Annotated in this window: 24 protein-coding genes; 9 read left to right on the top strand and 15 right to left on the bottom strand. The window is 72.2% G+C overall.

Features of this window, described 5'->3' with window-relative positions; all coding sequences use genetic code 11:
- Entirely contained in the window at positions 1-1,341 is a 1,341-nt protein-coding gene (locus tag AB0I81_RS03335) for a 6-phospho-beta-glucosidase (protein ID WP_360649065.1), read from the top strand.
- 87 nt (positions 1,342-1,428) lie between these two features.
- Here AB0I81_RS03335 and AB0I81_RS03330 read toward each other — a convergent pair whose 3' ends face one another.
- Both AB0I81_RS03330 and AB0I81_RS03325 read right to left on the bottom strand, forming a co-directional pair.
- Positions 1,429-2,190 (bottom strand): SDR family NAD(P)-dependent oxidoreductase, encoded by a 762-nt coding sequence (locus AB0I81_RS03330; RefSeq protein ID WP_360649062.1) that lies wholly within the window; start codon positions 2,188-2,190, stop codon positions 1,429-1,431.
- Positions 2,187-2,696 (bottom strand): MarR family transcriptional regulator, encoded by a 510-nt coding sequence (locus AB0I81_RS03325; protein ID WP_360649059.1) that lies wholly within the window; start codon positions 2,694-2,696, stop codon positions 2,187-2,189. Before AB0I81_RS03325 ends, AB0I81_RS03330 begins: the two co-directional genes overlap by 4 nt.
- Positions 2,697-2,944: 248 nt before the next feature.
- Between AB0I81_RS03325 and AB0I81_RS03320 the strand changes: the two genes are divergently transcribed.
- Complete coding sequence (locus AB0I81_RS03320; RefSeq protein ID WP_360649056.1) at positions 2,945-3,979, top strand: hypothetical protein; 1,035 nt, start codon at positions 2,945-2,947, stop codon at positions 3,977-3,979.
- Between the two features lie 31 nt (positions 3,980-4,010).
- Here AB0I81_RS03320 and AB0I81_RS03315 read toward each other — a convergent pair whose 3' ends face one another.
- The gene (locus AB0I81_RS03315) at positions 4,011-4,442 is read right to left on the bottom strand and encodes a type II toxin-antitoxin system PemK/MazF family toxin (protein ID WP_360649053.1); all 432 of its coding nucleotides are present in this window, start codon (positions 4,440-4,442) and stop codon (positions 4,011-4,013) included.
- A 128-nt stretch (positions 4,443-4,570) separates the two neighbouring features.
- Between AB0I81_RS03315 and AB0I81_RS03310 the strand changes: the two genes are divergently transcribed.
- On the top strand, positions 4,571-5,371 hold the full coding sequence (locus tag AB0I81_RS03310) for a thioesterase family protein (protein WP_360649050.1): 801 nt from the start codon (positions 4,571-4,573) through the stop codon (positions 5,369-5,371).
- Between the two features lie 265 nt (positions 5,372-5,636).
- Here the strand turns inward: AB0I81_RS03310 and gndA are convergent, their stop codons facing one another.
- Positions 5,637-7,061 (bottom strand): NADP-dependent phosphogluconate dehydrogenase, encoded by a 1,425-nt coding sequence (gene gndA, locus AB0I81_RS03305; protein WP_360649047.1) that lies wholly within the window; start codon positions 7,059-7,061, stop codon positions 5,637-5,639.
- A 90-nt stretch (positions 7,062-7,151) separates the two neighbouring features.
- Positions 7,152-7,844 carry an HAD family hydrolase gene (locus AB0I81_RS03300; RefSeq protein WP_360649045.1) on the bottom strand — a complete coding sequence of 231 codons (693 nt, stop codon included), beginning with the start codon at positions 7,842-7,844 and terminating at the stop codon, positions 7,152-7,154.
- Positions 7,845-7,866: 22 nt separating this feature from the next.
- Between AB0I81_RS03300 and AB0I81_RS03295 the strand changes: the two genes are divergently transcribed.
- From AB0I81_RS03295 to AB0I81_RS03285, 3 genes are all read left to right on the top strand, one after another.
- Positions 7,867-8,508, top strand: a complete 642-nt coding sequence (locus AB0I81_RS03295) for an SDR family oxidoreductase (protein ID WP_360649043.1) — start codon at positions 7,867-7,869, stop codon at positions 8,506-8,508.
- Between the two features lie 5 nt (positions 8,509-8,513).
- A complete protein-coding gene (locus tag AB0I81_RS03290; protein WP_360649040.1) occupies positions 8,514-9,548 on the top strand; it encodes an aldo/keto reductase in 1,035 nt (344 codons plus the stop codon).
- Between the two features lie 175 nt (positions 9,549-9,723).
- Entirely contained in the window at positions 9,724-12,237 is a 2,514-nt protein-coding gene (locus AB0I81_RS03285) for an ATP-dependent Clp protease ATP-binding subunit (RefSeq protein ID WP_360649037.1), read from the top strand.
- A 103-nt stretch (positions 12,238-12,340) separates the two neighbouring features.
- Here the strand turns inward: AB0I81_RS03285 and AB0I81_RS03280 are convergent, their stop codons facing one another.
- Both AB0I81_RS03280 and AB0I81_RS03275 read right to left on the bottom strand, forming a co-directional pair.
- Positions 12,341-14,125, bottom strand: a complete 1,785-nt coding sequence (locus tag AB0I81_RS03280; protein ID WP_360649034.1) for a putative PEP-binding protein — start codon at positions 14,123-14,125, stop codon at positions 12,341-12,343.
- Positions 14,118-14,399, bottom strand: a complete 282-nt coding sequence (locus AB0I81_RS03275; RefSeq protein WP_360649031.1) for an HPr family phosphocarrier protein — start codon at positions 14,397-14,399, stop codon at positions 14,118-14,120. The genes AB0I81_RS03280 and AB0I81_RS03275 overlap by 8 nt, the downstream gene beginning before the upstream one ends.
- A gap of 132 nt (positions 14,400-14,531) precedes the next feature.
- On the opposite strand from AB0I81_RS03275, the gene AB0I81_RS03270 reads away from it, so the two are divergent.
- Complete coding sequence (locus AB0I81_RS03270; protein WP_360649028.1) at positions 14,532-15,440, top strand: hypothetical protein; 909 nt, start codon at positions 14,532-14,534, stop codon at positions 15,438-15,440.
- 10 nt (positions 15,441-15,450) lie between these two features.
- Here AB0I81_RS03270 and AB0I81_RS03265 read toward each other — a convergent pair whose 3' ends face one another.
- The 5 genes from AB0I81_RS03265 to AB0I81_RS03245 all read right to left on the bottom strand — a co-directional run bounded on the left by AB0I81_RS03265 (position 15,451) and on the right by AB0I81_RS03245 (position 19,846).
- Entirely contained in the window at positions 15,451-15,612 is a 162-nt protein-coding gene (locus tag AB0I81_RS03265; RefSeq protein WP_360649025.1) for a hypothetical protein, read from the bottom strand.
- A gap of 56 nt (positions 15,613-15,668) precedes the next feature.
- Positions 15,669-16,934: an MFS transporter gene (locus AB0I81_RS03260; RefSeq protein WP_360649022.1), complete on the bottom strand. Its 1,266-nt coding sequence runs from the start codon at positions 16,932-16,934 to the stop codon at positions 15,669-15,671.
- Positions 16,935-17,009: 75 nt separating this feature from the next.
- Positions 17,010-17,627 carry a TetR/AcrR family transcriptional regulator gene (locus AB0I81_RS03255; protein ID WP_360649019.1) on the bottom strand — a complete coding sequence of 206 codons (618 nt, stop codon included), beginning with the start codon at positions 17,625-17,627 and terminating at the stop codon, positions 17,010-17,012.
- 101 nt (positions 17,628-17,728) lie between these two features.
- Positions 17,729-18,739, bottom strand: a complete 1,011-nt coding sequence (locus tag AB0I81_RS03250) for a hypothetical protein (RefSeq protein WP_360649016.1) — start codon at positions 18,737-18,739, stop codon at positions 17,729-17,731.
- A 186-nt stretch (positions 18,740-18,925) separates the two neighbouring features.
- The gene (locus tag AB0I81_RS03245; protein ID WP_360649013.1) at positions 18,926-19,846 is read right to left on the bottom strand and encodes a chlorophyllase; all 921 of its coding nucleotides are present in this window, start codon (positions 19,844-19,846) and stop codon (positions 18,926-18,928) included.
- A 109-nt stretch (positions 19,847-19,955) separates the two neighbouring features.
- Between AB0I81_RS03245 and AB0I81_RS03240 the strand changes: the two genes are divergently transcribed.
- On the top strand, positions 19,956-20,549 hold the full coding sequence (locus AB0I81_RS03240; RefSeq protein ID WP_360649010.1) for a TetR/AcrR family transcriptional regulator: 594 nt from the start codon (positions 19,956-19,958) through the stop codon (positions 20,547-20,549).
- A gap of 12 nt (positions 20,550-20,561) precedes the next feature.
- Here AB0I81_RS03240 and AB0I81_RS03235 read toward each other — a convergent pair whose 3' ends face one another.
- Complete coding sequence (locus AB0I81_RS03235) at positions 20,562-20,915, bottom strand: MmcQ/YjbR family DNA-binding protein (RefSeq protein WP_360649007.1); 354 nt, start codon at positions 20,913-20,915, stop codon at positions 20,562-20,564.
- 124 nt (positions 20,916-21,039) lie between these two features.
- Between AB0I81_RS03235 and AB0I81_RS03230 the strand changes: the two genes are divergently transcribed.
- Entirely contained in the window at positions 21,040-21,462 is a 423-nt protein-coding gene (locus tag AB0I81_RS03230) for a PPOX class F420-dependent oxidoreductase (RefSeq protein ID WP_360649004.1), read from the top strand.
- On the opposite strand, the gene AB0I81_RS03225 is transcribed toward AB0I81_RS03230, so the two are convergent.
- Positions 21,459-22,877, bottom strand: coding sequence for an aminotransferase class V-fold PLP-dependent enzyme (locus tag AB0I81_RS03225; RefSeq protein ID WP_360649001.1), 1,419 nt, complete (start codon positions 22,875-22,877; stop codon positions 21,459-21,461). The genes AB0I81_RS03230 and AB0I81_RS03225 overlap by 4 nt on opposite strands.
- Positions 22,870-23,490, bottom strand: a complete 621-nt coding sequence (locus tag AB0I81_RS03220; RefSeq protein WP_360648998.1) for an XRE family transcriptional regulator — start codon at positions 23,488-23,490, stop codon at positions 22,870-22,872. The genes AB0I81_RS03225 and AB0I81_RS03220 overlap by 8 nt, the downstream gene beginning before the upstream one ends.

Below are 23,490 nucleotides of genomic sequence, written 5' to 3'. Positions count from 1 at the left end.
ATGAGGCTGGCCGTTCTCGGCGGCGGAGGGTTCCGCGTGCCGCTGGTCTACGGCGCGCTCCTGCGCGACACCGCCAAGCCGCGGGTGGAGGAGGTGGTCCTGTACGACGTGTCGCACGAACGCCTGGAGGCCATCGCGCACGTGTTGCGCGGCCTGGCCGCGGGCCACGACGACCCGCCCCTGGTACGCACCACGACCGACCTGGACACCGCGCTGCGCGACGCCTCGTTCGTCTTCTCCGCCATCCGGGTCGGCGGGCTGGCGGGCCGCACCGCCGACGAGCGGGTGGCGCTGGAGCTGGGCCTGGTCGGCCAGGAGACGACCGGTCCTGGCGGCATCGCCTACGGGCTGCGCACCATACCCGTCGCGGTCCACGTGGCCGAACGGATCGCTGCCCTCGCTCCGCGCGCCTGGGTGATCAACTTCACCAACCCCGCCGGGATGATCACCGAGGCAATGCGGCGGGTGCTCGGCGACCGCGTGATCGGCATCTGCGACTCGCCGGCCGGGCTGATCCGGCGGGCCGCCGCCGCGCTCGGGCTCGACCCGGCGCACGTGTCGCCCGGCTACGTGGGGCTCAACCACCTCGGCTGGTTGTGCGGCCTGTCCCACCAGGGCCGCGACGTGCTGCCGGAACTGCTCGCCGACGACGCGGCGCTGCGGCAGGTCGAGGAGGCGCGGCTGCTCGGGCCCGAGTGGGTGCGGACGCTCGGGGCGCTGCCCAACGAGTACCTGTACTACTACTACTTCGCGCGGGAGGCGGGGGCCGCGGGTCCCGGGCCCACGCGTGGCGAGGCGCTGCTGGAGCAGCAGGAACGCTTCTACGCCGGGGTGCTCGCCCGGCCGGGTGACGCGCTGCCGCAGTGGCGCAGGGCGCGCAGGGAGCGGGACACGTCCTACATGGCGGAGGAGCGCGGGGCCACGGGCGCGGGCGAGCGGGCCGCGGCCGATCTGGAGGCGGGCGGGTACGAGGGGATCGCGCTGGCCCTCATGGCCGCCATCGCCAGGGGAGAGCCCGCCACCATGATCCTCAACGTGCGCAACGGCTCAGCCGTCCCCGGGCTGCCCGAGGAGGCGGTCGTGGAGGTGCCCTGCGCGGTGGACGGCTCCGGCGTGCGGGCCCTGGCCGCCGGAGCGCTGCCGGGGCGGTTCCTGGGGCTCGTGCAGCAGGTCAAGGCGGTGGAGCAGACGGCCATCGAGGCGGCGTTGACGGGGTCGGAGCGGCTGGCGGTGGCGGCGTTCGCGCTGCATCCGCTGGTGGACTCGGTGACGACGGCGCGGCGGCTGCTGGACGGCTACCGGGCGCGCGTCCCGGAACTGGCGGCCGTCTTCCCGGACTGAGGTGTGCGCAGGGGCTCTCTGGCGGTTCAGAGGGCTCTCTGGAACTTCAAGGGGCTGTCTGGTGGTTCAGGCGGTTTTCTGGAGGGCTCAGGGGGTGAAGACGTCGCGGCGGGTGAAGCGGGAGGTGGCGAAACGCCAGGCGATCTTGCCCGGGGTCAGCCACCGCACCCGCGCCCCGTTGCGCGCCCGGCTGATCGCCCGCTCGGCCAGCCACGGCGCCACCGTCTCCACCCGGTCGGCCAGGATCGACAGGATGCGCGCCGCCCGTTCGCGCTCGGCCTGCGAATAGCCGTGCGTGAGCAGGTCCGTGACCACCATGCCGGGGCTGAGCAGGCCCACGCCCACCCCGTCGGGCACCTCCTTGGCCAGGGCGGTGGTCAGGTAGCCGACCGCCCGTTTCGTGGCGCCGTACACGCTCAGGCCTGAGACCGTGCGCCCGTCGCCGCCGAGGCCGTCCATGTTCCAGACGTGGCCGCCGCCCTGCGCGGCCATGCCGTCCAGCGCGACCGCGCAGCCGTTCAGCACCCCCACCAGGTTGACGTCCACGACCCGGCGGGCCTGCTCGGACGGCAGGCGCCAGGCGGGCTCGCGGGCGTGCGAGACGCCCGCGTTGTTGATCCAGACGTCCACCCGCCCGTGCCGCCCGGCCGCGGCCTGCCACAACTCCTGGAGCTGGTCGCGGTCCGAGACGTCGGCCACCTTCGCCAGGATGCCCGGCTCGGCGCCGGCCGCGCGTACCCGCTCGGGGTCGGTGCCACAGACCACCACCTGATGACCGTGCTCCACCAGCGCCCTGGCCAGACCGAGCCCGAGCCCGCGCGTGCCACCGGTGACCACGACCGTGCTCATCCGCCCGCCTCCGTGTTACCCGCCTCCGTGTTACCCGCCTCCGTGTTGACAGCCTCAGTGTTGGCAGCCTCAGTGTTGGCAGCCTCTGCCCTGGCCGCCGCGGTGGCCTTGATGCCGCTCTCCAGGAAACGCCCGATGACCTGCCGCTCCTCGAACGTGAACGTCTCGATCGCCGCCGTCAGGTGCCGGCCCAGCGGGGCGAAGAAACGGCGGGCCAGCGCCGCGGCCTGCTCGCCCAGCAGGACCTCCACCTTGCGGCGGTCCGTGGCGCTGCGCCGCCGCTCGACGTGCCCGGCCTGCTCCAGCCGGTCGATCAGGGCGGTGGTGGCCGGTGGGCTGAGGTTGAGCGCGCCGCCGAGGCCACCGGGGGTGAGCGGCGTCCCCGCGCGCGCCGCGTCGAGGATGACGACCAGCGCGTTCAGGTCCGTACGGTGCAGCCCGTGCCGGGCGGCGAAACGCTCGGCGAACCGGTCGCTCTCCACGTTCAGCGCCCGCATCATCACCATCAACTCGAACGCACCCGGCGCACCGGACTCCTCTGGCGCACGCGGTGCGCTGTGCTCCCCTGGCGCGCCCGGTGCGCTGTGCTCCCCTGGCGCACGCTGTGCACTGTGCTCCCCTGGCGCACGCTGTGCGCCGGGCTCCTCTGGCGCGCCCGGCGTCACGAAGCACCACCTCGATTTGCTGCCATGCCGGACATCATTCCATAATCGAAACATTCCATGATGGAAATACTTTTCGGATCGGAGCCCCCATGACACAGCGCCCCGCGACGGCGCTGCGGAACCTCAGCGCGGGCCGCACCCTCCTGCTCGGCGTGGCGGCCAGCGCCGTCATCACCGGGCTGATCTGGCTGCTCGGCGGCCGGCTGCAGGGCATCGACCTGCTGCCCGACCAGGGCGCCTCCTGGTACTACTGGAAGCTGCCCGAGCCCACCTTCTGGACCCGCCTGTCGGCCTGGACCGGCTACGCGGCCCACCAGATCGCGTTCTGGTGGCTGATCTACTACGCCCAGACCAGGGTCCGCCGCTACACCAGCGGCCTGCACGGGGTCAACATCGCCGCCCTGGCCGTCAACACCGGCTTCATCGTCCTGCACATCCTGCAGACCCACCTGTTCTACGACGGGCTGGCCCAGGACGTGTCGATCTTCAGCTCGCAGGGCTCGGTGATCCTGCTGCTGGTGGTCGTGCTGCTGATGGAGAACAAGCGGCGCGGCCTGTTCGTCGGCAGGCCCGCGCCCCTCGGCAAGGCCGTCGTGGACTTCGCCCGCCGCTACCACGGCTACCTGTTCAGCTGGGCGGCGGTCTACACGTTCTGGTACCACCCGGCGGAGGGCACCTCCGGCCACCTGATCGGCTTCTTCTACATGTTCCTGCTGCTTTTGCAGGGCTCCCTTTTCCTGACCCGCGCGCACACCAACCGCTGGTGGACCTTCACCCTGGAGGCCATGGTCGCCGTGCACGGCACGCTGGTCGCCGTCATGACCTCGGGCCCCGACGGCGCGTGGCCGATGTTCCTGTTCGGCTTCCTGGGCGTGTTCGTGATCACCCAGATGCACGGCCTCGGCCTGCCGTCCGCCGCCCGGTGGGGGCTGGCCGGCTGCTACGTGGCCGCCGCCCTGCTCGTGTACGGCCTGCGCGGCGACCTCATGGGCGCCGTGGCCGAACCCATCAGGATCCCCGCCATCGAGTACGTCCTGGTCGGCGTGCTCGCCCTGCTGACCTGGCTGGGCCTGCGCACCGCCGCGCTGATCCGCAGGCCCGCGAAGGACTGCACGAAGGTCTAGGAGCAGCCCCACGCCGGGTCGGGCGTGAACCTCATCGGGCCGCCTCCCAGCCGTGGGTCTTCATGAGCCTGGCCGCGACCCGGGCGAACCGCTCGCCGTCGAGTACCGCGCCCTCCCGCCGGATGTCGTCCTCGTCCAGCGCGAACACCCGGTCCAGCCGTACGTGCGACACCCGCCCGTCACGCCCCCACGGCCCCAGCTCCAGCCAGTCGGGCCCGTCCTCGCCCTTGCTCGACAACATCAACCCCAGCAGCCTGCGCCCGGACCGGCCCACGACCAGCAACGGCCGGTCCTTGCCCCGCGACGGATCCTCCTCGTAGGGCACCCACGCCCAGACGATCTCCCCGGGGTCGGCCAGGCCGTCGAGGTCGGGGGAGTAGGCCAGGGTGACGGCCCCGCGCAGGGAGTGCACCTCGCGTACCGCGCCCCGGTCCGGCCGGGGGTCTTCTCCTAGATCACGCATGCGGGGGAGCCTACGGGGGCGGGCGGGCCGAATTCCACCTGGAGGACGTAATCCGTGGCGGGCCGACGCGGTGCACGAGGCGGGCCGTATTGGCGGTGGCCGGAAGGCACCCTCTAGAATCTGATTCTGTGTCGTCGACGTCAGCATTCTTCGCCCGTAAGGGGGACGAGCTCGTCCCCTCCCCGCACGCCCGAGGCCCCTGGTCCCCCGACATGCTGCACGGCCGCCTGCTCGGCGGGCTGGCCGCCCAGGCCCTGGAGCAGCGGCACGCCGAACCCGGCCTGCACTTCGCGCGCCTGACCGTCGATCTGTTCCGCAACAGCCCGCTGCTGCCGGTCACCGTCGAGACGTCCCTGGTCAGGGATGGGCGCCGGATCCGGGTCGCCGACGCCGTGATCTCCACCGAGCAGGGCGTGATCGGCCGGGCCAGTGCCGTACTGCTGCGGCAGGGCGAGCAGCCCGAGGGCGAGCGGTCGATCGTCACGCCCGCCTGGGACGAGACGCCGCCCTCCGAGCCGCCGCCGGACCAGACGGTGGGCTGGAAGCCGCCATTCGACCTGTGGCGGGCGACCGAGTGGGGCGCGCCCGGGCCGGGGCGGGTGTGGATGCGGGAGAGGTACCCGCTGGTGGACGACGAGCCGCTGACCCCGTTCGTACGCGCGGCGCTGGCCGCCGACTTCGCCAGCCCGCTCAGCAACGTGCAGCCCGACGGGTTGCGCTTCATCAACGCCGACTACACGCTGACGCTGGCCCGGCTGCCCGAGACCGAGCTGGTCGGGGTGGAGTCGACGGGCCACGTGAGCGCGGGCGGCATCGCGACCGGCCAGGTCACCGTGCACGACACCGCCGGACCCATCGGCTTCTGCGTGGTGACCGCAGTGGCCAACACCCTGGCAATGGGCCACCAGAACGGCACACCGGGCCGCTAGGACCCCAAGCCCCCAAGACAACGGGCCGCCAGGACCTCAGGACGGCTGGGCCGCCAGGACCTCAGGACCCCACGGCGGCCGGGCCGCCAGGACCTCAGGACGGCTGGGCCGCCAAGACCTCAGGACCCCAGGACGGCCGGGCCGCCAAGACCTCAGGACCCCAGGACGGCCGGGCCGCCAAGACCTCAGGACCCCACGTCCCCCACGGCGGCGGGCCGTCAGGACGAGGGGTCGATCGGCCGATCGGTCGATGAGATGAGGAGGGCTACGCCGGTCGTTCCGTGCGGTCGCCGGACCAGTCGGTGTGGAAGGTGCCCTCCTTGTCCACCCGGTGGTAGGTGTGCGCGCCGAAGTAGTCGCGCAGTCCCTGCACCAGCGCCGCCGGAAGGCGGTCGCGGCGCAGCCCGTCATAGTAGGCCAGGGCCGAGGAGAAGCCCGGCGTCGGCACGCCGATCTGGACCGCCGTGGTCACCACGCGCCGCCACGACTCCTGCGCCGCCTCCAGCGCGCCGGCGAACGTCGGGTCGGCCAGCAGCGTCGGCAGGTTCGGGTTGGTGTCGTACGCCTCCCGGATGCGGTCCAGGAACTTGGCCCTGATGATGCAGCCACCCCGCCAGATCGTGGCCATCGCGCCCAGGTCGAGGTCCCAGCCGTACTCCTTCGAGGCCGCCGCCATCTGGTCGAAGCCCTGGGCGTAGGCCACGATCTTGGAGGCGTACAGGGCCTGGCGCACGTCCTCGATCAGCTCGCGCCCGCCGACCCCGGACAGCTTGGGGCCGGCCAGGGCCTGCGCCGCGGCGCGCTGCTCGGGATGGCCCGACAGCGCGCGGGCGAACGTGGCCTCCGCGATGCCGGTCACCGGCACGCCCAGGTCGAGCGCGCTCTGCACGGTCCACCGGCCGGTGCCCTTCTGCTCGGCCTGGTCCACCACGAGGTCCACGAACGGCTTGCCGGTCTCGGCGTCCACCTGGTCGAGCACCTCCGCGGTGATCTCGATCAGGTACGAGTCCAGCTCCCCCCGGTTCCACTCCCTGAACACCTCGGCCAGCTCGGCCGGCGTCGCCCCCAGGGCCTGCCGCAGCAGGTCGTAGGACTCCGCGATGAGCTGCATGTCCGAATATTCGATGCCGTTGTGCACCATCTTCACGAAATGCCCGGCACCGTCGGGGCCCACGTGTACGGAACACGGCACCCCGTCCACCTTGGCGGAGATGTCCTGCAGGATCGGGCCGAGCGCCTCCCACGACTCCTTCGACCCGCCCGGCATGATGCTCGGGCCGTTCAGCGCGCCCTCCTCGCCGCCGGAGATGCCGGTCCCGACGAAGTGCAGGCCCCGCTCGCGCAGCGCGGCCTCGCGCCGCCGCGTGTCCTCGAAGTGCGCGTTGCCGCCGTCGACGATCATGTCGCCCGGCTCCATCAGGTCGGCGAGCTGGTCGATCACCGCGTCGGTGCCCGCCCCCGCCTTGACCATGATGATCGCCCGCCGCGGCCGCTTCAGCGAGGCCACGAAGCCGGCCAGGTCCTCGGACGGCACGAACGTGCCCTCCTGCCCGAACTCCTTGACCAGCTGCTGGGTACGGCCGTGCGACCGGTTGTGCACGGCCACCGCGTACCCGTGCCTGGCCAGGTTGCGGGCCAGGTTGCGCCCCATGGTCGCCAGGCCGGTGACGCCGATGTCTGCCAAGTCCATGTCAGCTCCTCTTTGGGGAATACGCATGATCCAGCTTGCGGGTTCGCAGGGATATTCCCACGTCAGTCCCTCAATGTCAGTCGCCCTGAGTCAGTCGCTCTGCCGTACGCCGAGTTCGTCGAGCCGGTCGAGCATGTCCGCGGGGTCGGCGTACACGCGGAAGGCTCCCGCGCGTTCCAGCTCGTCGCGCCCGTATCCGCCGGACAGCAGCCCGATGCCGAGCGAGCCGGCCCGGCGCGCGGCCAGCAGGTCCCAGACGCTGTCGCCCACCACCATGGCGTGGGCCGGGTCCACCCGGGCCAGCGTCGCGCCGGCCAGGAACAGGTCGGGGTCGGGCTTGGCGCGGCGCACCAGGTCACGGGTGACCATCGGCGTGTCCTCCGGCAGGCCCAGCATGCCCAGCGCGAGGCGGGCCGTGCGGGCGTACCCGCTGGTGCAGATCGCCCACGGGACGCCGCGCGTGGTCAGTTCGCCCAGCAGTTCGGACGCGCCGGGCAGCGGCCTGACCGAGGCGACCTGCTGCTCGTACGCGTCCGCGTGGTGCGTCTGCAGGTCCTCGATCTGCTCCCGGGTCAGCTTGAGCCCGGTCTCGCGCAGCAGCGCGCTGACGAACAGTCCGCCGCTCATCCCGATGCGGCGGTGGATGCGCCAGACGGACAGGTCGATGCCCATTCCGGACAGCGCCTGCCGCCAGGCGATCACGTGCTGGTAGACGCTGTCGATCAGGGTGCCGTCCAGATCGAACAGAAACGCTGGCGTGGGTGCTTCCGGGAAGTCGTGCATGCGTCCATGACAACATGGCGACATGCGGATCATCATCGCGGGTGGACATGGGAAGATCGCGCTGCTGCTGGCCGCCCGGCTGAAGTCCGGCGCGGTGGGGCTGGTGCGCAATCCGGCACATCTCCCCGACGTCGAGGCCACCGGGGCCGGGGCCGTGCTGTGCGACCTGGAGCGGGCGAGCCTCGACGAGGTGACGCGGATCGTCGAGGGCGCGGACGCCGTCGTGTTCGCGGCCGGGGCGGGTCCCGGAAGCGGCGCGCCGCGCAAGGACACCGTGGACAGGGGCGCCTCGGTGCTGCTCGCCGACGCGGCCGAGCGGGCGGGCGTCGGGCGCTTCATCCAGATCTCGTCCATGGGGGCGGGCAAGCCGCCCGCCGGCGGCGACGAGGTGTGGGCCGCCTACATCAGGGCCAAGACCGAGGCCGAGGAGGATTTGCGCCGCCGCGACGGGCTGGCCTGGACGATCCTGCGGCCCGGACGCCTGACGGACGAGCCGGGGACGGGCCTGGTACGGCTGGCGCCCGAGGTGCCGCCGGGCGCGGTGCCGCGCGACGACGTGGCCGCCGTGATCGTGGCGCTGCTGGAGCACCCGGGCACGGCCGGCCGGACGCTGGAACTCGTCTCCGGTGACACTCCCATCATCGACCTGGTGGCGACAGAATAAAGTTCGTGACGGAATATCGCGTACTCGGACGTACCGGTCTCAAGGTCAGCCCTCTCTGCCTGGGCGCGATGATGTTCGGCTGGTGGGGCGAGCCGGACCAGGAGGCATCGGCCCGGATCATCGACAGGGCGCTCGACTCCGGCATCAACTTCATCGACACCGCCGACGTCTACTCCCAGGGCCAGTCGGAGGAGTTCGTCGGCCAGGCCCTGGCCAAGTCCGGCAAGCGTGACGAAGTGGTCCTGGCCACCAAGTGCCACGGCGTCATGGGCGAGGGCCCCAACCAGCGCGGCAACTCCCGCCGCTGGATCTTCCAGGCCGTCGAGAACAGCCTGCGCCGCCTCGGCACCGACTGGATCGACCTCTACCAGATCCACCGGCCCGACCCCGCCACCGACGTCGAGGAGACGCTCGGCGCGCTGACCGACCTCGTCAGGCAGGGCAAGGTCCGCTACATCGGCAGCTCCACCTTCCCCGCGCACCGCATCGTCGAGGCGCAGTGGGCGGCGGAGCGGCGCTCGCTGGAGCGGTTCGTGTGCGAGCAGCCGCCGTACTCGCCGCTCGCCCGCGGCATCGAGGCCGACGTGCTGCCCACCGCCGAGAGGTACGGCATGGGCGTCATCGTGTGGAGCCCCCTCGCGGGCGGCTGGCTCACCGGCCGTTACCGCAAGGGGCGGGAGCTGCCCCAGACGCGCCGCTCGGCCAACCTGCCGCAGCGCTACGACATGGCGCTGGAGGGCAACCAGCGCAAGCTGGAGGCGGCCGAGCGGCTGGCCGTGCTGGCCGAGGAGACGGGGATCTCGCTGATCGAGCTGTCGCTGGCGTTCACGATCAGGCACCGGGCGGTGACCTCGGCCATCATCGGGCCGCGCACCATGGAGCACCTGGAGAGCCAGCTTCCGGCCGCCGGGGTGCGGCTGAGCGACGACGTGCTCGACCGCATCGACGAGATCGTGCCGCCCGGCACCACGCTCAACCAGGCCGACACCGGCTGGCAGCCGCCCGAACTGGGCGACGCGGCCCTGCGCCGCCGTCCGTGACCTGCCATCCGTGAGCTGCCGTCAGCTGCCGTCCGTGAGCTGCCGTCCGTGAGTTGCCGATGCCCGAGCCGGGTGACGCGCGGGCCTGCGCCGCCGTCCGTGAATTTGCCGATCGCTGACTATGAAACGCGGCCCGTGCGGCTAGATGTCCCCTTGAGTCATGAGGGGGCGCGCGATGTCGGACATGCCGTACAGGTCGTTCTTCGGTGGGGATCCGTTCCGGGGGTTCGAGGAGCTCACCGGCCGGGTCTTCGGCGGCATGGAGGGCTGGCCGCCGTCCCGGCCCGGAGTCCAGCGGGTTGACGTGGGCCGGCTGCTCAGCGCCGAGGCCAGGGAGGTCCTGAGCCGGGCGCTGGAGGGCGCGGGCCAGCGGGGCGCGGCCGACCTCGACGTGCTGGACCTGCTCGACGCGCTGATCGACACCGACTCCGCGCGCGCCCTGCTGCGTACGGCCGGGGTGGACACGGGACGGCTGCGCGACCGCATCGACGCCTTCGCCGGCCCCGGCGAGGCCGTCGAACCGCCCACCACGCTCTCCCCGGCCGCGAAACGGGCCATCCTGGACGCCCAGCGCATCTCGCGGGCCCTGCGGTCGTCGTACATCGGCCCCGAGCACCTGCTGCTCGCGCTGGCCGCCAACCCGGACTCGACCGCCTCCCACCTCTTGCGCGAGCAGGGCGTCTCAGCCAACGAACTGCAGCAGGCGCTCGTCTCGGGCATGGGAGACGGCCGGCGCGCGGCCGAAATGGGCATGGGCGACGGACGGCACGCCACGGACACGCCCTCGCTCGACGAGTACGGCCGCGACCTCACCGAGGAGGCCAGGCAGGGCCGCATTGACCCGGTCGTCGGCCGCGAGGACGAGATCGAGCAGTGCATCGAGGTGCTGTCGCGGCGCACCAAGAACAACCCGTGCCTGATCGGCGAGCCCGGCGTCGGCAAGACCGCGATCGTCGAGGGCATCGCCCAGCGCATCGTGAACGGCAGCGTCCCCGACACGCTCAAGGACCGCCGCGTCGTCGCGCTCGACCTGACCGGCATGGTGGCCGGCTCGAAGTACCGGGGCGAGTTCGAGGAGCGCGTCAAGAAGGTGATCGACGAGGTACGCGCGCACGCCGACGAGACCATCGTCTTCATCGACGAGGTGCACACGCTGGTCGGCGCCGGCTCCGCCGAGGGCGGCATGGACGCGGCCAACATACTCAAGCCCGCCCTGGCGCGCGGCGAACTGCACGTCGTGGCCGCCACCACCATCGACGAGTACCGCAAGAACATCGAGAAGGATGCCGCGCTCGAACGCCGGTTCCAGCCCATCCTGGTGCCCGAGCCGACCGTGGAGCAGACGGTCGAGATTCTCGCGGGGCTGCGGGACGCGTACGAGGCCCACCACCAGGTCCGCATCACCGACGAGGCGCTGCACGCGGCGGCCGGCCTGTCGGCCCGCTACATCCCCGACCGCTTCCTGCCCGACAAGGCCATCGACCTCATCGACCAGGCCTCGGCCCGGGTACGGCTGCGCTCCCGCACGCCCGGCAGCGACGTGCGCGAGCTGGAGCAGCGCCTCGACGGGCTGCGCCGCGACAAGGACCAGGCCGTCTCCTCCGACGACTTCGACCGCGCCAAGGAGCTGACCACGCAGATCGACAAGCTCCGGCCGGAGCTGGAGCGGGCCAGGCACGGCACGGACGCCGTACCGCAGGTGATGGTGGAGGACATCGCCGAGGTCGTCTCCCGCCGCACCGGCATCCCGGTCACCCAGCTCACCGAGCAGGAGCGCGACCGGCTCATGCGCCTCGAAGAGCACCTGCACGAGCGCGTCGTCGGCCAGGAGGAGGCGGTCGTCGCCATCGCCGAGGCCGTACGCAGGGCCAGGGCCGGCCTGTCCGACCCGGGCCGCCCGATCGGCAGCTTCCTGTTCCTCGGCCCGACCGGCGTCGGCAAGACGGAGCTGGCCAGGGCCCTCGCGGCGGCGCTGTTCGGCGGCGAGGACCACATGGTGCGCATCGACATGAGCGAGTTCCAGGAGCGCCACACGGTCTCGCGGCTGATCGGCGCGCCGCCCGGATATGTCGGGTACGAGGAGGCGGGCCAGCTCACCGAGGCCGTACGCCGCCGCCCCCACGGCGTGGTCCTGCTCGACGAGATCGAGAAGGCCCACCCCGACGTCATGAACATCCTGCTGCAACTCCTCGACGACGGCCGCCTCACCGACGGCCAGGGCCGCACGGTGGACTTCACCAACACCATCGTCATCATGACCAGCAACATCGGCGCCCAGCTCATCCTGGAGGCCACCGGCGACATCGAGGGCCCGCTCATGGAGCTCCTGCGCGGCTCCCTGCGGCCCGAACTGCTCAACCGCATCGACGAGACGATCGTCTTCAAGCGGCTGGAACGCGAGCAACTCCGCCAGATCGTGGACCTGCTGCTGGAACGCACCCGGCAGCGCCTGCGCGGCCAGGACGTGACGCTGGAGGTCACGGACGCGGCCAAGGACTGGCTGGCCGGACGCGGCTACCAGCCCGAGTTCGGCGCCCGGCCGCTGCGCCGCACGGTGCAGCGGGAGCTGGACAACCGGCTGTCGGCGATGTTGCTGACCGGCGAGGTCGCGGAGGGCGGCAGGGTGACCGTGGACGTGGACGGCGACGAACTCCGCCTCAGAGCACACAACCCCGAACCAGCCTCCTGACCGGGCTGATGGGGCCGCGCGTCCACGCCTCCGGGCCTCTTCTATCGCTGGACCCGTCGGTCTCCGGGCTCGTTGGACTCCGGCCCGCCGGTCTCGGGGCCCGTCAGTCGAGGGCCGCGGTGGCGCGTTCCTCGCATTCCTTCAGGGTGAGCCGGGCCAGCGTCTCGCGGATGACCGGCACGCACACCGGGGCCATGGACAGGCTCGTCACCCCCAGGCCCACCAGCAGCGGCGCGATCAGCGGATCGCCCGCCGCCTCCCCGCACACCCCCACCGGCTTGCCCGCCTCCCGCCCGGCCCGCGCGGCCATCCCGATCAGCTCCAGCAGGGCCGGCTGGCCCGCGTCCAGCAGGTCGGCCAGGGCGGAGTGCTGGCGGTCGGCGGCGAAGGTGTACTGGGCCAGGTCGTTGGTACCGATGCTGAGGAAGTCGACCTCCCGCAGCAGCCGCCGCGCACGCAGGGCCGCCGCCGGGACCTCGACCATCACGCCCACCTGTGTAATGCCCCTGGCCCTGGCCCGCCGGGCGAAGGCGCTCGCCTCCGCGACGGTGGTGACCATGGGAGCCATCACCCAGGGCCGTGTCCCGGTCTGCCCGGCCGCCGCGGCGATCGCGTCGAGCTGGGTGTCGAGCACGCCGGGCAGCACCCGATCGACGCGCAGGCCGCGTACGCCCAGGGCCGGGTTCTGCTCCTCGGGGAGGCCGAGGAAGGGCAGCGGCTTGTCGGTGCCCGCGTCGAGCGTGCGCACGACCACGTTCGCCGCCTGCCGGAACACCTCCGCGTACGCGCTGACCTGCTCCTCGAACGACGGCGCCTGCTTACGATCCAGAAACAGGAACTCCGTCCTGAACAGCCCGACACCCTCGGCGCCCAGCCCCTGCACCCCCGGCCCCGCCGTGCCCGCGCCCTCCACGTTCGGACCTGCCGTATCCGGACCCGCCCCGTCCGCCCCCTTCGCGCCCGGTGGCAGGTCCGCGGCCGAGCCGATGTTGAGCAGCAGCTTCACCGGATGGCCGTCGGCGGTCCTGCCCGGCCCCTTGCTCACCTTCAGGCGGGCCCTGCGGGCTCCTTCGGCCGCGGTGACCTCGGCGGCCTGGGCCTCGGTGAGGCCGAGCGCGATGTCGCCGGTGCCGCCGTCCACGCCGATCACCGTGCCGTCGGCCAGGTCCATGATGCCCGCGCAGGCCACCACGGCGGGCAGGCCCCTGCCACGGGCCAGGATCGCGGTGTGGCTGGTCGGGCCGCCCCGCTCGGTGACCAGCGCCAGCACGTCGGGCCCCAGACCGGCGGTGTCGGCGGGGGAGAGGTCGGTGGCGATGAGCACGTACGGGTGGCCGGGCGAGGGGAGCCCCGGCATGGGCAGGCCGAGCGCCCAGGCCACCGTGCGGTGCCTGAGGTCGTCGAGGTCGGCGGCCCGCTCGGCGAGGTAGCCGCCGAGCGCCGACAGGGCCTCGCGGTGGCCGGTGAAGGCCGCGTCCAGGGCGTGGGCGGCGTCCGTGCCCTCCCCGGCCAGCCGCTCGGCCTCGGCCAGCAGCAGGGGGTCCTCGGCGATCATGGCCAGCGCTTCGAGGATCTCGGCCGCCTCCCCGCCGGCAGCCGCGGCACGCCGGTTGAGCTCGGCGGCGACCGCCTCCAGCGCCCGCGCCACCGTGACCGCCTCCGCCCCGGGATCGGCGACGGTACGCGGCGCGGGCAACCGCGGCGGCTCAGCCAGCCGTACCATCGGCCCGGCCGCCCGCCCCTGACTGACCCCCAGCCCGCTCAGCCACCCATCAACCCCCGCCCAGCCGCCGCCGTCCGAACGGGTGCTGCCGCCCAAAGCCGCGCCGCCAGGAGCCGGGTCGCTGGGAGTTGGGCCGGTCGGGGGTTCGGGGGCGGGGTCAGGCATCGAGGGCCTCTTCCGCGTCCAGGTCCCTGGACAGCAGCGCGGCCAGGGTGTCCAGGGCCTCCTCCGCGCCGGGGCCGTCCGCCTCCAGTGTGACCTCCGTGCCCTGTACGGCCCCCAGCGACAACACCCCAAGCATGCTCTTGGCCGGCACCGCCTTGCCCCCGGCCCGGATCGTCACCGGCACCCCCGCCTTCACCGCCGCCCGTACGAACAGCTTGGCCGGCCGGGCGTGCAGACCGCTGGCAGAGGCCACGGTCACAGTTCGCTGCGCCATCAGAGACTCCCGGGGACGTGGGGTCGGACATGATGTTGGTTCATCGCCGTTTAGAATTGGTTTCTCCTGTGTTTATACCTGCTTTCGTTGGAAGGTCAAGAGTGTGCCGACGGAATCTGGTATTTATGGCGGGTGCCAAAGAAGTCCCTCGCCTCCCTGCTCCTCACCGGCCCCCTCGTCGCCGCCACCCTCGTGACGCCCGCCCAAGCCGCAGCCTCCGGAGCCGTGGCCGCGCCGCCACGGGTCCCGGCCGGTACGACGGCGGCATGGGTGGTGTTCGACCGGCAGGCCGGCAAGATCGTCGCCACGAAGAACGCGCACCGGAAGTACCGCTCGGCCTCCGTCGTCAAGATCCTCATCGCGATCGACTACCTGGAGCGGCGCAAGAGCGTGCCCGCCGCCGACGCCAAGCTGCTGAAGGTCATGCTGCGCTCCAGCGACGACGACGCGGCCTCCACCTTCTGGGACCGCCTGGGCAAGGGACAGCTCATCGTCAGGCAGGCGCGCAGGCTCGGCCTGTCCGACACCACGCCGCCGCCCGCCTCGAAGCCGGGGTTCTGGGGTTACACCTCGCTGAGCGCGTACGACATCGTACGCACCTACCGCTACCTGCTCGACAAGGCCGACGCCCGGGTCAGGGACCTCATCCTGGGTCACCTGCGGCTCTCGACCCCTTGCGGCACGGACGGCTTCGACCAGACCTTCGGCATCCCCGACGGGGTGCCCAGGCCGTGGGCGGTCAAGCAGGGCTGGTCGGGCTTCGGCACGACGCCCCCGGTCAGGTGCTCGGGCAACGCCACGCACGCGACCGGCGCGGGCGGCGCCATCGGGGCGCCCATCTCCTGGATCGCGCAGCGGGCCACCGGCTCGGGCGTGCCCGACTACGGCCGCCCGGTACTGCACACGACCGGCCTGGCCGGCAAGGGCGACCGCTACGTCATGGCCGTACTGACCGCGCACCCGGCGGGCGGCACCTGGAACGCCTCGGTCAAGCGCGTCACCACCCTCACCAGGGACCTCTACCGCAGCGTCACCGGCTGACCCGCCCGCCCTACCGGATGCCGGGCTGACCCAGCTGCCCTACCGCCACCCGCGAGGCCCCTTCGTCCAGCGCCACCCCAACCCACGCGCGTACGGTGCGGAGCCGCTCGTTCAGGGAGGAACCCGGATCGTCGTACGCATCATGCCATCGCGCCCAATCGCACTGCTTCATGATCGTTGATCCTCACGGAGGGCGGCGGACCGGGCAAGGGCTTAATCGGAACCACGTCAATGGCTGCCGGTCTTCTCCACCGGGGAGGGATCGGGCGCCGGGCGGGCGCGGGCGGCGGTGATCGTGGCCCGGCCGGAGGGCAGGCGGGTGGCGACCGCGATCACCGCGATGGCGGTCACCCCGGCCGTGATCAGCAGGACCTGCACGCTGACCACGTCGGCCAGCGGACCGAACACGGCCATGCCGACCGGGGTGGCCAGCGCCATCACGATGCCGACGTAGCTGAACACGCGGCCGTGCATGGCCGGATCGACGGTCTCCTGGATCAGCGTCATGAACGGGGTCGAGAACGGCGGCACCAGCAGCCCGAACACGAACATGAAGCCGTAGAAGATCCACAGGTTGCCGCTCAGCCCGAGCGCCACGGTCGCCAGCCCGAAGCCGTAGACGGCGACGAGGATCATGCCGATCGGGCTGCGCCGGGCCAGCACCGTGGACATCAGGACGCCGCCGAGCAGCATGCCCAGGCTGAAGGCGATCTCCAGCGCCGCCAGCATCCACTCCTCGGTGCCGAAGGTGCGGGCGACCATCAGCGGCGTGACGAACGAGGGCGCCACGGTGAGCAGGAAGATGACCGCGTACACGATCAGCAGCCAGCGCACGATCGGGTGCGATCGCACGTAGCGCATGCCCTCGGCCAGGTCCTGCCGGTAGGACAGGCGGGCCTCGGCCGCACGCTCCAGGGTCGGGACGGCGACCAGGGCGAGCAGCCCGATCCCGATCACCGCCGTGATCACGTCCAGGAAGAAGACGGGGGCGAGGCCGAAGGCGGCGAAGATCGCGCCGGCGGCGGCGGGCGCGAGCAGCGCCATCGCCGACTGGATGGTCTGGAACATCCCGTTCACGCGCATCAACTGCTCGGCCGGCGCGATCTGGGGGATCATCGCCTGTACGGCGGGCGTCTGGACCCCGGCGCCCAGCGACCTGACCGCCACGGCCAGCAGGACGATCCACAGATCGTCCACGCCGTTGGCCATGAGCAGCGCGAGCGCCAGCGTCGCCGCGGCGATGGCGCCGTCGGCGATCATGACCAGCACCCGGCGGTTCATCCGGTCGGCGAGCACGCCCCCGAAGATCGACACCAGGCCCTGCGGCAGGAAGGCGGCCACCGCGTAGAGCGCCACCGCCAGCCCGGAACGGGTTTCCAGGGTCACCCACCACATCACCGCGTACTGGGCGATCATCGAGCCGAACAACGACACGGTCTGCCCGGTCAGGAACAGGGCGACGTTACGCCGCCAGCGGGTGGTCGTGGTGGTCATCTGCTCTGGCTCCGCTCGCGCTGGGCATGGTTCCGCGCCGCCGGTTGGGCGGGGGATGGGTCTGGGACAGGTCTGTCAGGTGGCCGGCCGGTCGGGCGCGGCACCGTTCAGGAAGAGATCGACGACGTTTTGGGCGAGTTGCCGGGAGGGGGCGGGCGCCGGGCACGCCCGCCCGGGCGGGGTCAGCTCCGGCGGCAGGGGCTGGGCGACGGCGGCCAGCTCCATGAAGGCCATGGCCAGGAAGCCCGGGTCCGCCCGGCGCAGCTCCCCGGTCCTGATCGCCTGCTCCATCAGCTCGGTGACGGGGTCGATCAGGGCCTGTACGTAGGCGTCGCAGATCTCAGCGCACAGGGTCTCGTCCACGTGCCGGGTGGCCTCGTAGACGCGGTCGCCGAGCGCGGAGTCGAAGGTGCCCCGCGCGTAGGCGCCGGCCAGGGCCAGGAGCCGGTCGCGGATGGTGCCGCCGGACTCCAGCGCGGCCCGCAGGCCGACGCCGCTCTCGCGGATGTAGTGGTGGGCGACCGCGGCGAACAGGGCCGCCTTCCCGCCGGGGAAGTGGTAGTAGAGGCTGGCCTTCTTCACCTCCACCGTCGTGGCGATCTCTTCGAGGGAGACGCCGAGGTAACCGTGCTCGGCCAGGAGGCGCGCGAACTCGTCCCGGGCGCGGGTGGGGGTGTCGGCCTGCTGGGTCACGACCGTTCGGCTCCTGTCTCCTGTACGAGGACCCGCAGCCTACCTACTAATAGGTAGGCAGGCAAACGCCGGTCCTGCCCCCGCCGCTCAGGCCGTCTCCCTCAACAGCCGCGGACCGCCGTCTCCACCTCTTCCAGCGATCGCAGGAGCACGGACGCGCAGGTCTGGCGGTTCAGCCAGTAGTCCTCGTGAGCCGTCGGAACGGCCCGGTCGCCGCCGTCGTACCGATCCCAGACGCCCCAGAGGCTGAACAGGTTGTACAGGATCGTCATGCGGGCGACGGCGGCCACGTCGGCGCGCCCGCGGCGTGCCTGGTACGCCGAGATCGCGGCCAGCGCGACCTTGAGCCAGTCGTGGCGCGAGGCGACGGTCCGCGGCTCGAATGCGATCTTGCCGAGCTCCCAGACGGCGTACCCGGGGATGCCCTGGAGATCGAGCACCCCTGTCAGACGCGAACCCTGAAACAGCAGGTTGGGGCGCGTGTAGTCGAAATGAAGCAGCTCCAGGGAACTCTCCGGGAGCCCCGCACGGAGCTCGCGTGCTCTGCGGAGGTCCGTGATCCGTGCCGCGAGCGCCTCGTCGATCCGGTCGTCGAGTGCCGAACGCTCCTTCAGCCGCCGAATCCGGCCGCGCAGGCTACGGCAACGTTCGACCGCCTCCTCGACGTCCGCCGTCCGCCACGGGGGCGGCGACGCCGGGGCCGGGACCCGCCGCTCCGCGAGTACGCCGTGCGTCTCGGCCAGGACCGCCCCCGCCGCGCCGGCGGAGGCCGCGCCGAACTCGTCGAGGATGCCGCCGTCCAGCCAGTCCACGACGACGACGGCCCGGCCCTCCAGCGCGGAGACCACCTCCCCCGAGCGGGTGCGATGGACCCGCGGGAACGGCAGCCCCCGTCGCGCCAGCCGATCCATGAGGATCGTCCGCTCGACGAGCGCGCGGTCCGCCGGGCCTCTGAACCACTTGAGACAGAGCGGCGACGCCCGCTCCCTCCCGACCCGCCACACCTCCGCCTCGACCCCGGCCCCACCGGCGGCAACGGCCGACGGAACGACACCGTACTCGCGCCCGACGAACGAGGCGGCGCGCGCCGCCGCCGCGCCCTCCGCGATCACCGGCCGGTCACCGCACAACCGTCGATCAAGAACTCCCCGCCTCCCCGCTTGCCGCGATGCGTCCCGTACGAGCGTACGGGCATGATCCTGCTGATCTCCGGAGGAACCATGACAAGCCTCTACGAGGTGTGCGGGAGCGGGCGGGATTTTCCGGGGCTACCTGGCCACGCCGGCGGCCGGCCCGTCTTAGTGGGAGTCGATCCGGCCCAGTGGGTCGGCGGTCTGCGACAGGGTCTCGCGGACCGCCGTCCAGGAGGCGTCCTCGATGCCGAGCGCGTGGCGGAGGTAGGCCCAGGTGGCGCGCTGGACCAGGGCGACGCGTTCGGGGTTCTCGTCGGTCGTCTCACGGACCTCGTAGCCCGCGATCCCGCCGAGCGAGTGCTCCGCCCCGAACAGGGTGAGCAGGCTCTTGGCGCCCGGGCTCAGCGTGTACGGGTCCATCGTCCACTCCGGGCCCCTGACCGTCAGCGGAAGGTCGTCCTTGTCGCCGGCGATCACGAGGGCCGGCGTGGTCATGTGCGCGAAGTTCACGTTCATCCACGGGAGGTGCTCGGCCGCGTACGGCGTCAGGTCGGCTCCGCCCTTGCCGGCCGTGGCGATCAGCACGCCCGCCTTGACGCGCGGGTCCGACAGGTCCTCCTCCTCCCCGCCGACCGGATCGAGGACGCGCAGGCCCAGCAGGTTGGCCGCGCTCTGGCCGCCGAAGGAGTGCCCGGCGGCGGCGACGCGGCCGCGGTCGAGGCGGCCGGGCAGGCCGGGGACGGCGGCTTCCAGCAGGTCGAGGTGGTCGAGGATGCGCTTCAGGTCCTCGACGCGGTAGCGCCACAGCCGCGGTGTACGGGGGTCGTCCTGGGCCAGGCCCACCGTGCGGGAGTCGAGATGCGTGGGCTGGATCACCACGAACCCGTGAGCGGCCCAGTAGTCCGTCAGCGGGCCGTAGCCGTTCAGCGAGGAGCCGTGGCCGTGGGAGAAGAGGATGATCGGCAGGTCGCTACCGGTCGCCGGGGCGGAGATCCGTACCTGAAGGTCCTCACCACGGCCCGGCGCTGCCAGCGTCACCGGCTTCACCGAGACGACGGGGGCGGGTGTGATGTCTGATGCGGTCATGAAGGTTCTTCCTCACAGCTGGGTCTGCCATCATGGATAAGCGGGACGGTGTCCCGGATCGGGATATACGGGACAGTGTCCCGTTTAGCAAAAGTGAGGAAACCGCACGGTGAGCAGCAGTAACGACAAGTGCGCGGGACGGGCGCCGAGGGCCAAGCGGGCCGACGCGCGGCGCAACGAGGAGAATCTGCTCGACGCGGCCGCCGCGGTCTTCGTCACCTCCGGCGTGGAGGCGCCGATCCGCGACATCGCGGCCAAGGCCGGCGTCGGGACGGCCACGATCTACCGCCACTTCCCGACCCGGGCGGACCTCATCATCGCCGTCTACCGGCACCAGGTAGAAGCCCTCGCCGACGCGGGCCCGTCCCTGCTGGAGACCTGCGCGACCCCCTACGCCGCGCTGGAGCGATGGCTCGACCTCTTCGTCGACTTCGTGATCACCAAGCAGGGACTCGCCGCCGTGCTGCAGTCCGACGACCCCTGCTTCGACCCCCTGCACTCCTACTTCATCGAGCGGCTGGAGCCGGTGTGCGCCCGGTTGCTGGACGCGGCGGCCGGTTCCGGCGAGATCCGCCCCGGGCAGGACGCCTACGAGCTCATGCGGGGGGTCGGCGGGCTGTGCGCGGGCGCGGGCAACCATCCCCGGTACGACGCGCGCCGGCTGGTCGGGCTGCTCGTCGCGGGACTGCGCCGATCACCCTGACGCCGGGTCCGATCAGAATTTGGCGGCGGAGAGCTCCTGCTCCAGGCGCACCTTCTTGGGCACGCACATCCGCCACGCCTCCAGCACCAGCTCCCGCATCTCCTCGGCGTCGATGGCGGCGGTCCGCGCCACCACCCAGTTGAAGCGCAGGTCGGACTCCCGGGGAAGCTCGAACTTCTCCGGCTCGGCCGCCACCAGGGCCGCGCGTTCCTCCTTGGGGAAGCCGAACCCCATCAGGGTCTCGTCACGTGAGAACGCCACGTAGACGATCTTCCCCACGCGGAACTTCACGCGGTCCCTGATGAGGTGCTCCGAGGAGCGGGGGAGGGTGCGCGCGAACTGACGTACGTCATCGACTGTGACCACACCCAGACGGTACTACCGCTTTCATCGCCCTACCGATGACGGCCGTTGACCAGCCGGTCCGATCTTTGTCGGGGTCCTTGTCTACTCTTACGAGCAGACCGCCCGAACTCCAGGAAAGAGGACCATGTCCAAGCCGCCGCTGCCGCAGGAAGCCGTCGAACTGCTGCGCCGCCCCAACCCCTGCGTCATGGCGACCCTGCGCTCCGACGGCACGCCGGTCTCCACGCCCACCTGGTACCTGTGGGAGGACGGCCGGGTCCTGATCAACCTCGACCACGGCCGCGTCCGGCTGCGGCACCTGCGCCGCGACCCCCGTGTGAGCCTGACCGTGATGGACGGCGACGACTGGTACACCCACGTCACCCTCATCGGCCGGGTGGTCGAGCTGCGCGAGGACGAGGGCCTGGACGACATCGACCGCATCGCCGTGCACTACACCGGCAAGCCCTACCCGGACCGCGTCCGCGACCGGATCAGCGCCTGGATCGAGGTCGAGCGCTGGCACGGCTGGGGCTCGATGAAGGACAACGACCAGGCGTCCGGCTAGAGCTCCTTGGCCGCCACGCGGATCTCCTCCAGGAGTAGCTCCAGGTCCTGCTCGGTCGTGTCCGGGTGCAGGAAGCAGGCGCGCAGCGCGGCGCGCCCGCCCAGCCGCGTGCCGGTCAGGAACACGTTGCCGCGCGCCTGCACCGCGCCGGGCACCGCCAGGTTGAGCGCTTCCAGGTTGAGCGCGTCCAGGTCGCCGGTGCGCGGGGTGTGCCGGAAGGCCGTGATCGAGGTGGTGACGGGGGCGAGCAACTCGAAGTCCGGAGCCTCCTCCACCATGGCGGCGAGCGTGCGGGCCAGTCCCGTCGTGTGCTCCACCAGGCGCTTGACACCCGAGCGGCCCAGGTAGGAGAGCGTCGCCCAGGTCTTCAGCGCGCGGAACGGCCGGGTCTGCTCGGGCCCGTACTCGGCGAACCAGCCCAGGTCGCCGGCGTTGTCGTCCACCAGGTACGACGGCACGAGGCTGAAGGCGGCCCGCGCCGCGCCCGGGTCGCGCAGCAGCGCGCAGCCGCAGCCGACCGGCACGCCCAGCCACTTGTGCGGGTCCAGGGCCAGCGAGTCGGCCCGCTCCAGCCCCGCGTAGTGCGGCGCCGCGCCGTCGTCCAGGATGCCGAGCGCGCCGTACGCGCCGTCCACGTGGAACCAGAGCCCGTACGAGGCCGCCACGTCCGCGATCGCGTCGAGCGGGTCCACCGCGCCGGAGTTCACCGTGCCCGCGCTGGCCGCCACGCAGAAGGGCCGCAGCCCCGCGTCCAGGTCCTCGGCGATCATCGCGCGCAGCGCGCCGGCATCCATCCGGTACGCCGCGTCCACCGGCACCGTGCGGACGTTCCGCGCGCCGAGCCCGAGAAGCTGGGCCGCCTTGTGCAGGCAGCTGTGGCCCTCCTCGGTGGCGTACATGACCATGGCGGGCCGTCCGGAGAGCCCTTCCTCGCGGGCGTCCCAGCCGTCGGCCAGCGCGGCCCGCTGCCGGGCGGTGGCCAGGCAGATCACCGTGGCCATGGACGCGCCGCTGGTCAGCAGCCCGCCGCCGGGCGGGTGCGGGAAGCCGACGAGCTCCGCCAGCCAGCGCACCGCCGTGCGCTCCAGGTGCGGTCCCGCGTGGTCGCCGCCCGCGCAACTCGGGTTCAGTGCCGCGGCCAGCGGCTCGATGAGGACGCCCGCCGGGTTGGGCGGTGAGTTCACCCAGCCGAAGAAGCGCGGATGCCCGTTGCCCATGGGGTAGGGCAGCACGTGCGCCCGCGTGTCCTCCAGCAGCTCCTCCAGGGCCCGTCCGGTCTCCGGCAGCTCCTGCCCGGTGAGCCAGGACAACTCGCCGTCCGGCACCGGCCGCCACACGGGCCGCTCGCCGACGCCCTCCAGGTGGTCGGCCACGATCTGGGCCGCCTTCGCGCCGGCCTGGCGCAGCTCATGCATCGGGGGATTCCCTCCGTGGTTCGTGGTGCCCGACTCCACTCACCTCCATGGCGAGGTAGAAGACGCAGTCGGTGGTGCCGTCGTTGGCGAAGGCGTGGCGGCAGTCGCCCGGGTAGTACGCCGAGTCGCCGGCCGCCAGCTCATGCGGCCTGCCGTCGATGCTCAGCCGCAGGCTGCCGTGCTCGACGGCGAGGTACTCCCGCGAGCCGGGCGCGTGCGGCGCGAACTCGCCCGCGTCCACGCCGGGGCCGATGGTGGTGCGCATGAACTCGAACTCCACCTCGCCCAGCACCGGCGACAACACCCGCCGCTCCCACCCGGCCGGGTCGCGCAGCACCCGCTGGTCCGCATGGCGCAGCACCCGCATCGCGCTGTGCGCCGGCTCGTCGAGCAGCCGCGAGATCGACGTGCCCAGCGCCGTGGCCAGCCGGTCGAGCACCAGCACGGTGGGCGTCTTCGCGCCCCGCTCGACCTCGGAGACCATGCTCCTGCTGATGCCGCTCAGCTCGGCCAGCCGCTCGATGGACAGCCCGCGCGCCCGCCGCTCGCCCCGGATCCGCCCGCCCAGCTCGGTCAGGGACAACCCGCTGGACAGGACCCCTTCGCCTGTCAT

Origin of the sequence: Nonomuraea sp. NPDC050404 (genome assembly GCF_040655495.1) — a bacterium.
Classification (GTDB): domain Bacteria; phylum Actinomycetota; class Actinomycetes; order Streptosporangiales; family Streptosporangiaceae; genus Nonomuraea.
This window is presented reverse-complemented; position numbering and strand designations above follow the sequence as displayed.

Excerpts from the sequence above, each read along its gene's own strand:
- AB0I81_RS03335 (WP_360649065.1), top strand. The coding sequence starts at position 1 with ATGAGGCTGGCCGTTCTCGGCGGCGGAGGGTTCCGCGTGCCGCTGGTC.
- AB0I81_RS03330 (WP_360649062.1), bottom strand. The coding sequence starts at position 2,190 with ATGAGCACGGTCGTGGTCACCGGTGGCACGCGCGGGCTCGGGCTCGGT.
- AB0I81_RS03325 (WP_360649059.1), bottom strand. The coding sequence starts at position 2,696 with ATGGTGATGATGCGGGCGCTGAACGTGGAGAGCGACCGGTTCGCCGAG.
- AB0I81_RS03320 (WP_360649056.1), top strand. The coding sequence starts at position 2,945 with ATGACACAGCGCCCCGCGACGGCGCTGCGGAACCTCAGCGCGGGCCGC.
- AB0I81_RS03315 (WP_360649053.1), bottom strand. The coding sequence starts at position 4,442 with ATGCGTGATCTAGGAGAAGACCCCCGGCCGGACCGGGGCGCGGTACGC.
- gndA (WP_360649047.1), bottom strand. The coding sequence starts at position 7,061 with ATGGACTTGGCAGACATCGGCGTCACCGGCCTGGCGACCATGGGGCGC.
- AB0I81_RS03300 (WP_360649045.1), bottom strand. The coding sequence starts at position 7,844 with ATGCACGACTTCCCGGAAGCACCCACGCCAGCGTTTCTGTTCGATCTG.
- AB0I81_RS03295 (WP_360649043.1), top strand. The coding sequence starts at position 7,867 with ATGCGGATCATCATCGCGGGTGGACATGGGAAGATCGCGCTGCTGCTG.
- AB0I81_RS03285 (WP_360649037.1), top strand. The coding sequence starts at position 9,724 with ATGTCGGACATGCCGTACAGGTCGTTCTTCGGTGGGGATCCGTTCCGG.
- AB0I81_RS03280 (WP_360649034.1), bottom strand. The coding sequence starts at position 14,125 with ATGCCTGACCCCGCCCCCGAACCCCCGACCGGCCCAACTCCCAGCGAC.
- AB0I81_RS03275 (WP_360649031.1), bottom strand. The coding sequence starts at position 14,399 with ATGGCGCAGCGAACTGTGACCGTGGCCTCTGCCAGCGGTCTGCACGCC.
- AB0I81_RS03265 (WP_360649025.1), bottom strand. The coding sequence starts at position 15,612 with ATGAAGCAGTGCGATTGGGCGCGATGGCATGATGCGTACGACGATCCG.
- AB0I81_RS03260 (WP_360649022.1), bottom strand. The coding sequence starts at position 16,934 with ATGACCACCACGACCACCCGCTGGCGGCGTAACGTCGCCCTGTTCCTG.
- AB0I81_RS03245 (WP_360649013.1), bottom strand. The coding sequence starts at position 19,846 with ATGACCGCATCAGACATCACACCCGCCCCCGTCGTCTCGGTGAAGCCG.
- AB0I81_RS03230 (WP_360649004.1), top strand. The coding sequence starts at position 21,040 with ATGTCCAAGCCGCCGCTGCCGCAGGAAGCCGTCGAACTGCTGCGCCGC.
- AB0I81_RS03225 (WP_360649001.1), bottom strand. The coding sequence starts at position 22,877 with ATGCATGAGCTGCGCCAGGCCGGCGCGAAGGCGGCCCAGATCGTGGCC.
- AB0I81_RS03220 (WP_360648998.1), bottom strand. The coding sequence starts at position 23,490 with ATGACAGGCGAAGGGGTCCTGTCCAGCGGGTTGTCCCTGACCGAGCTG.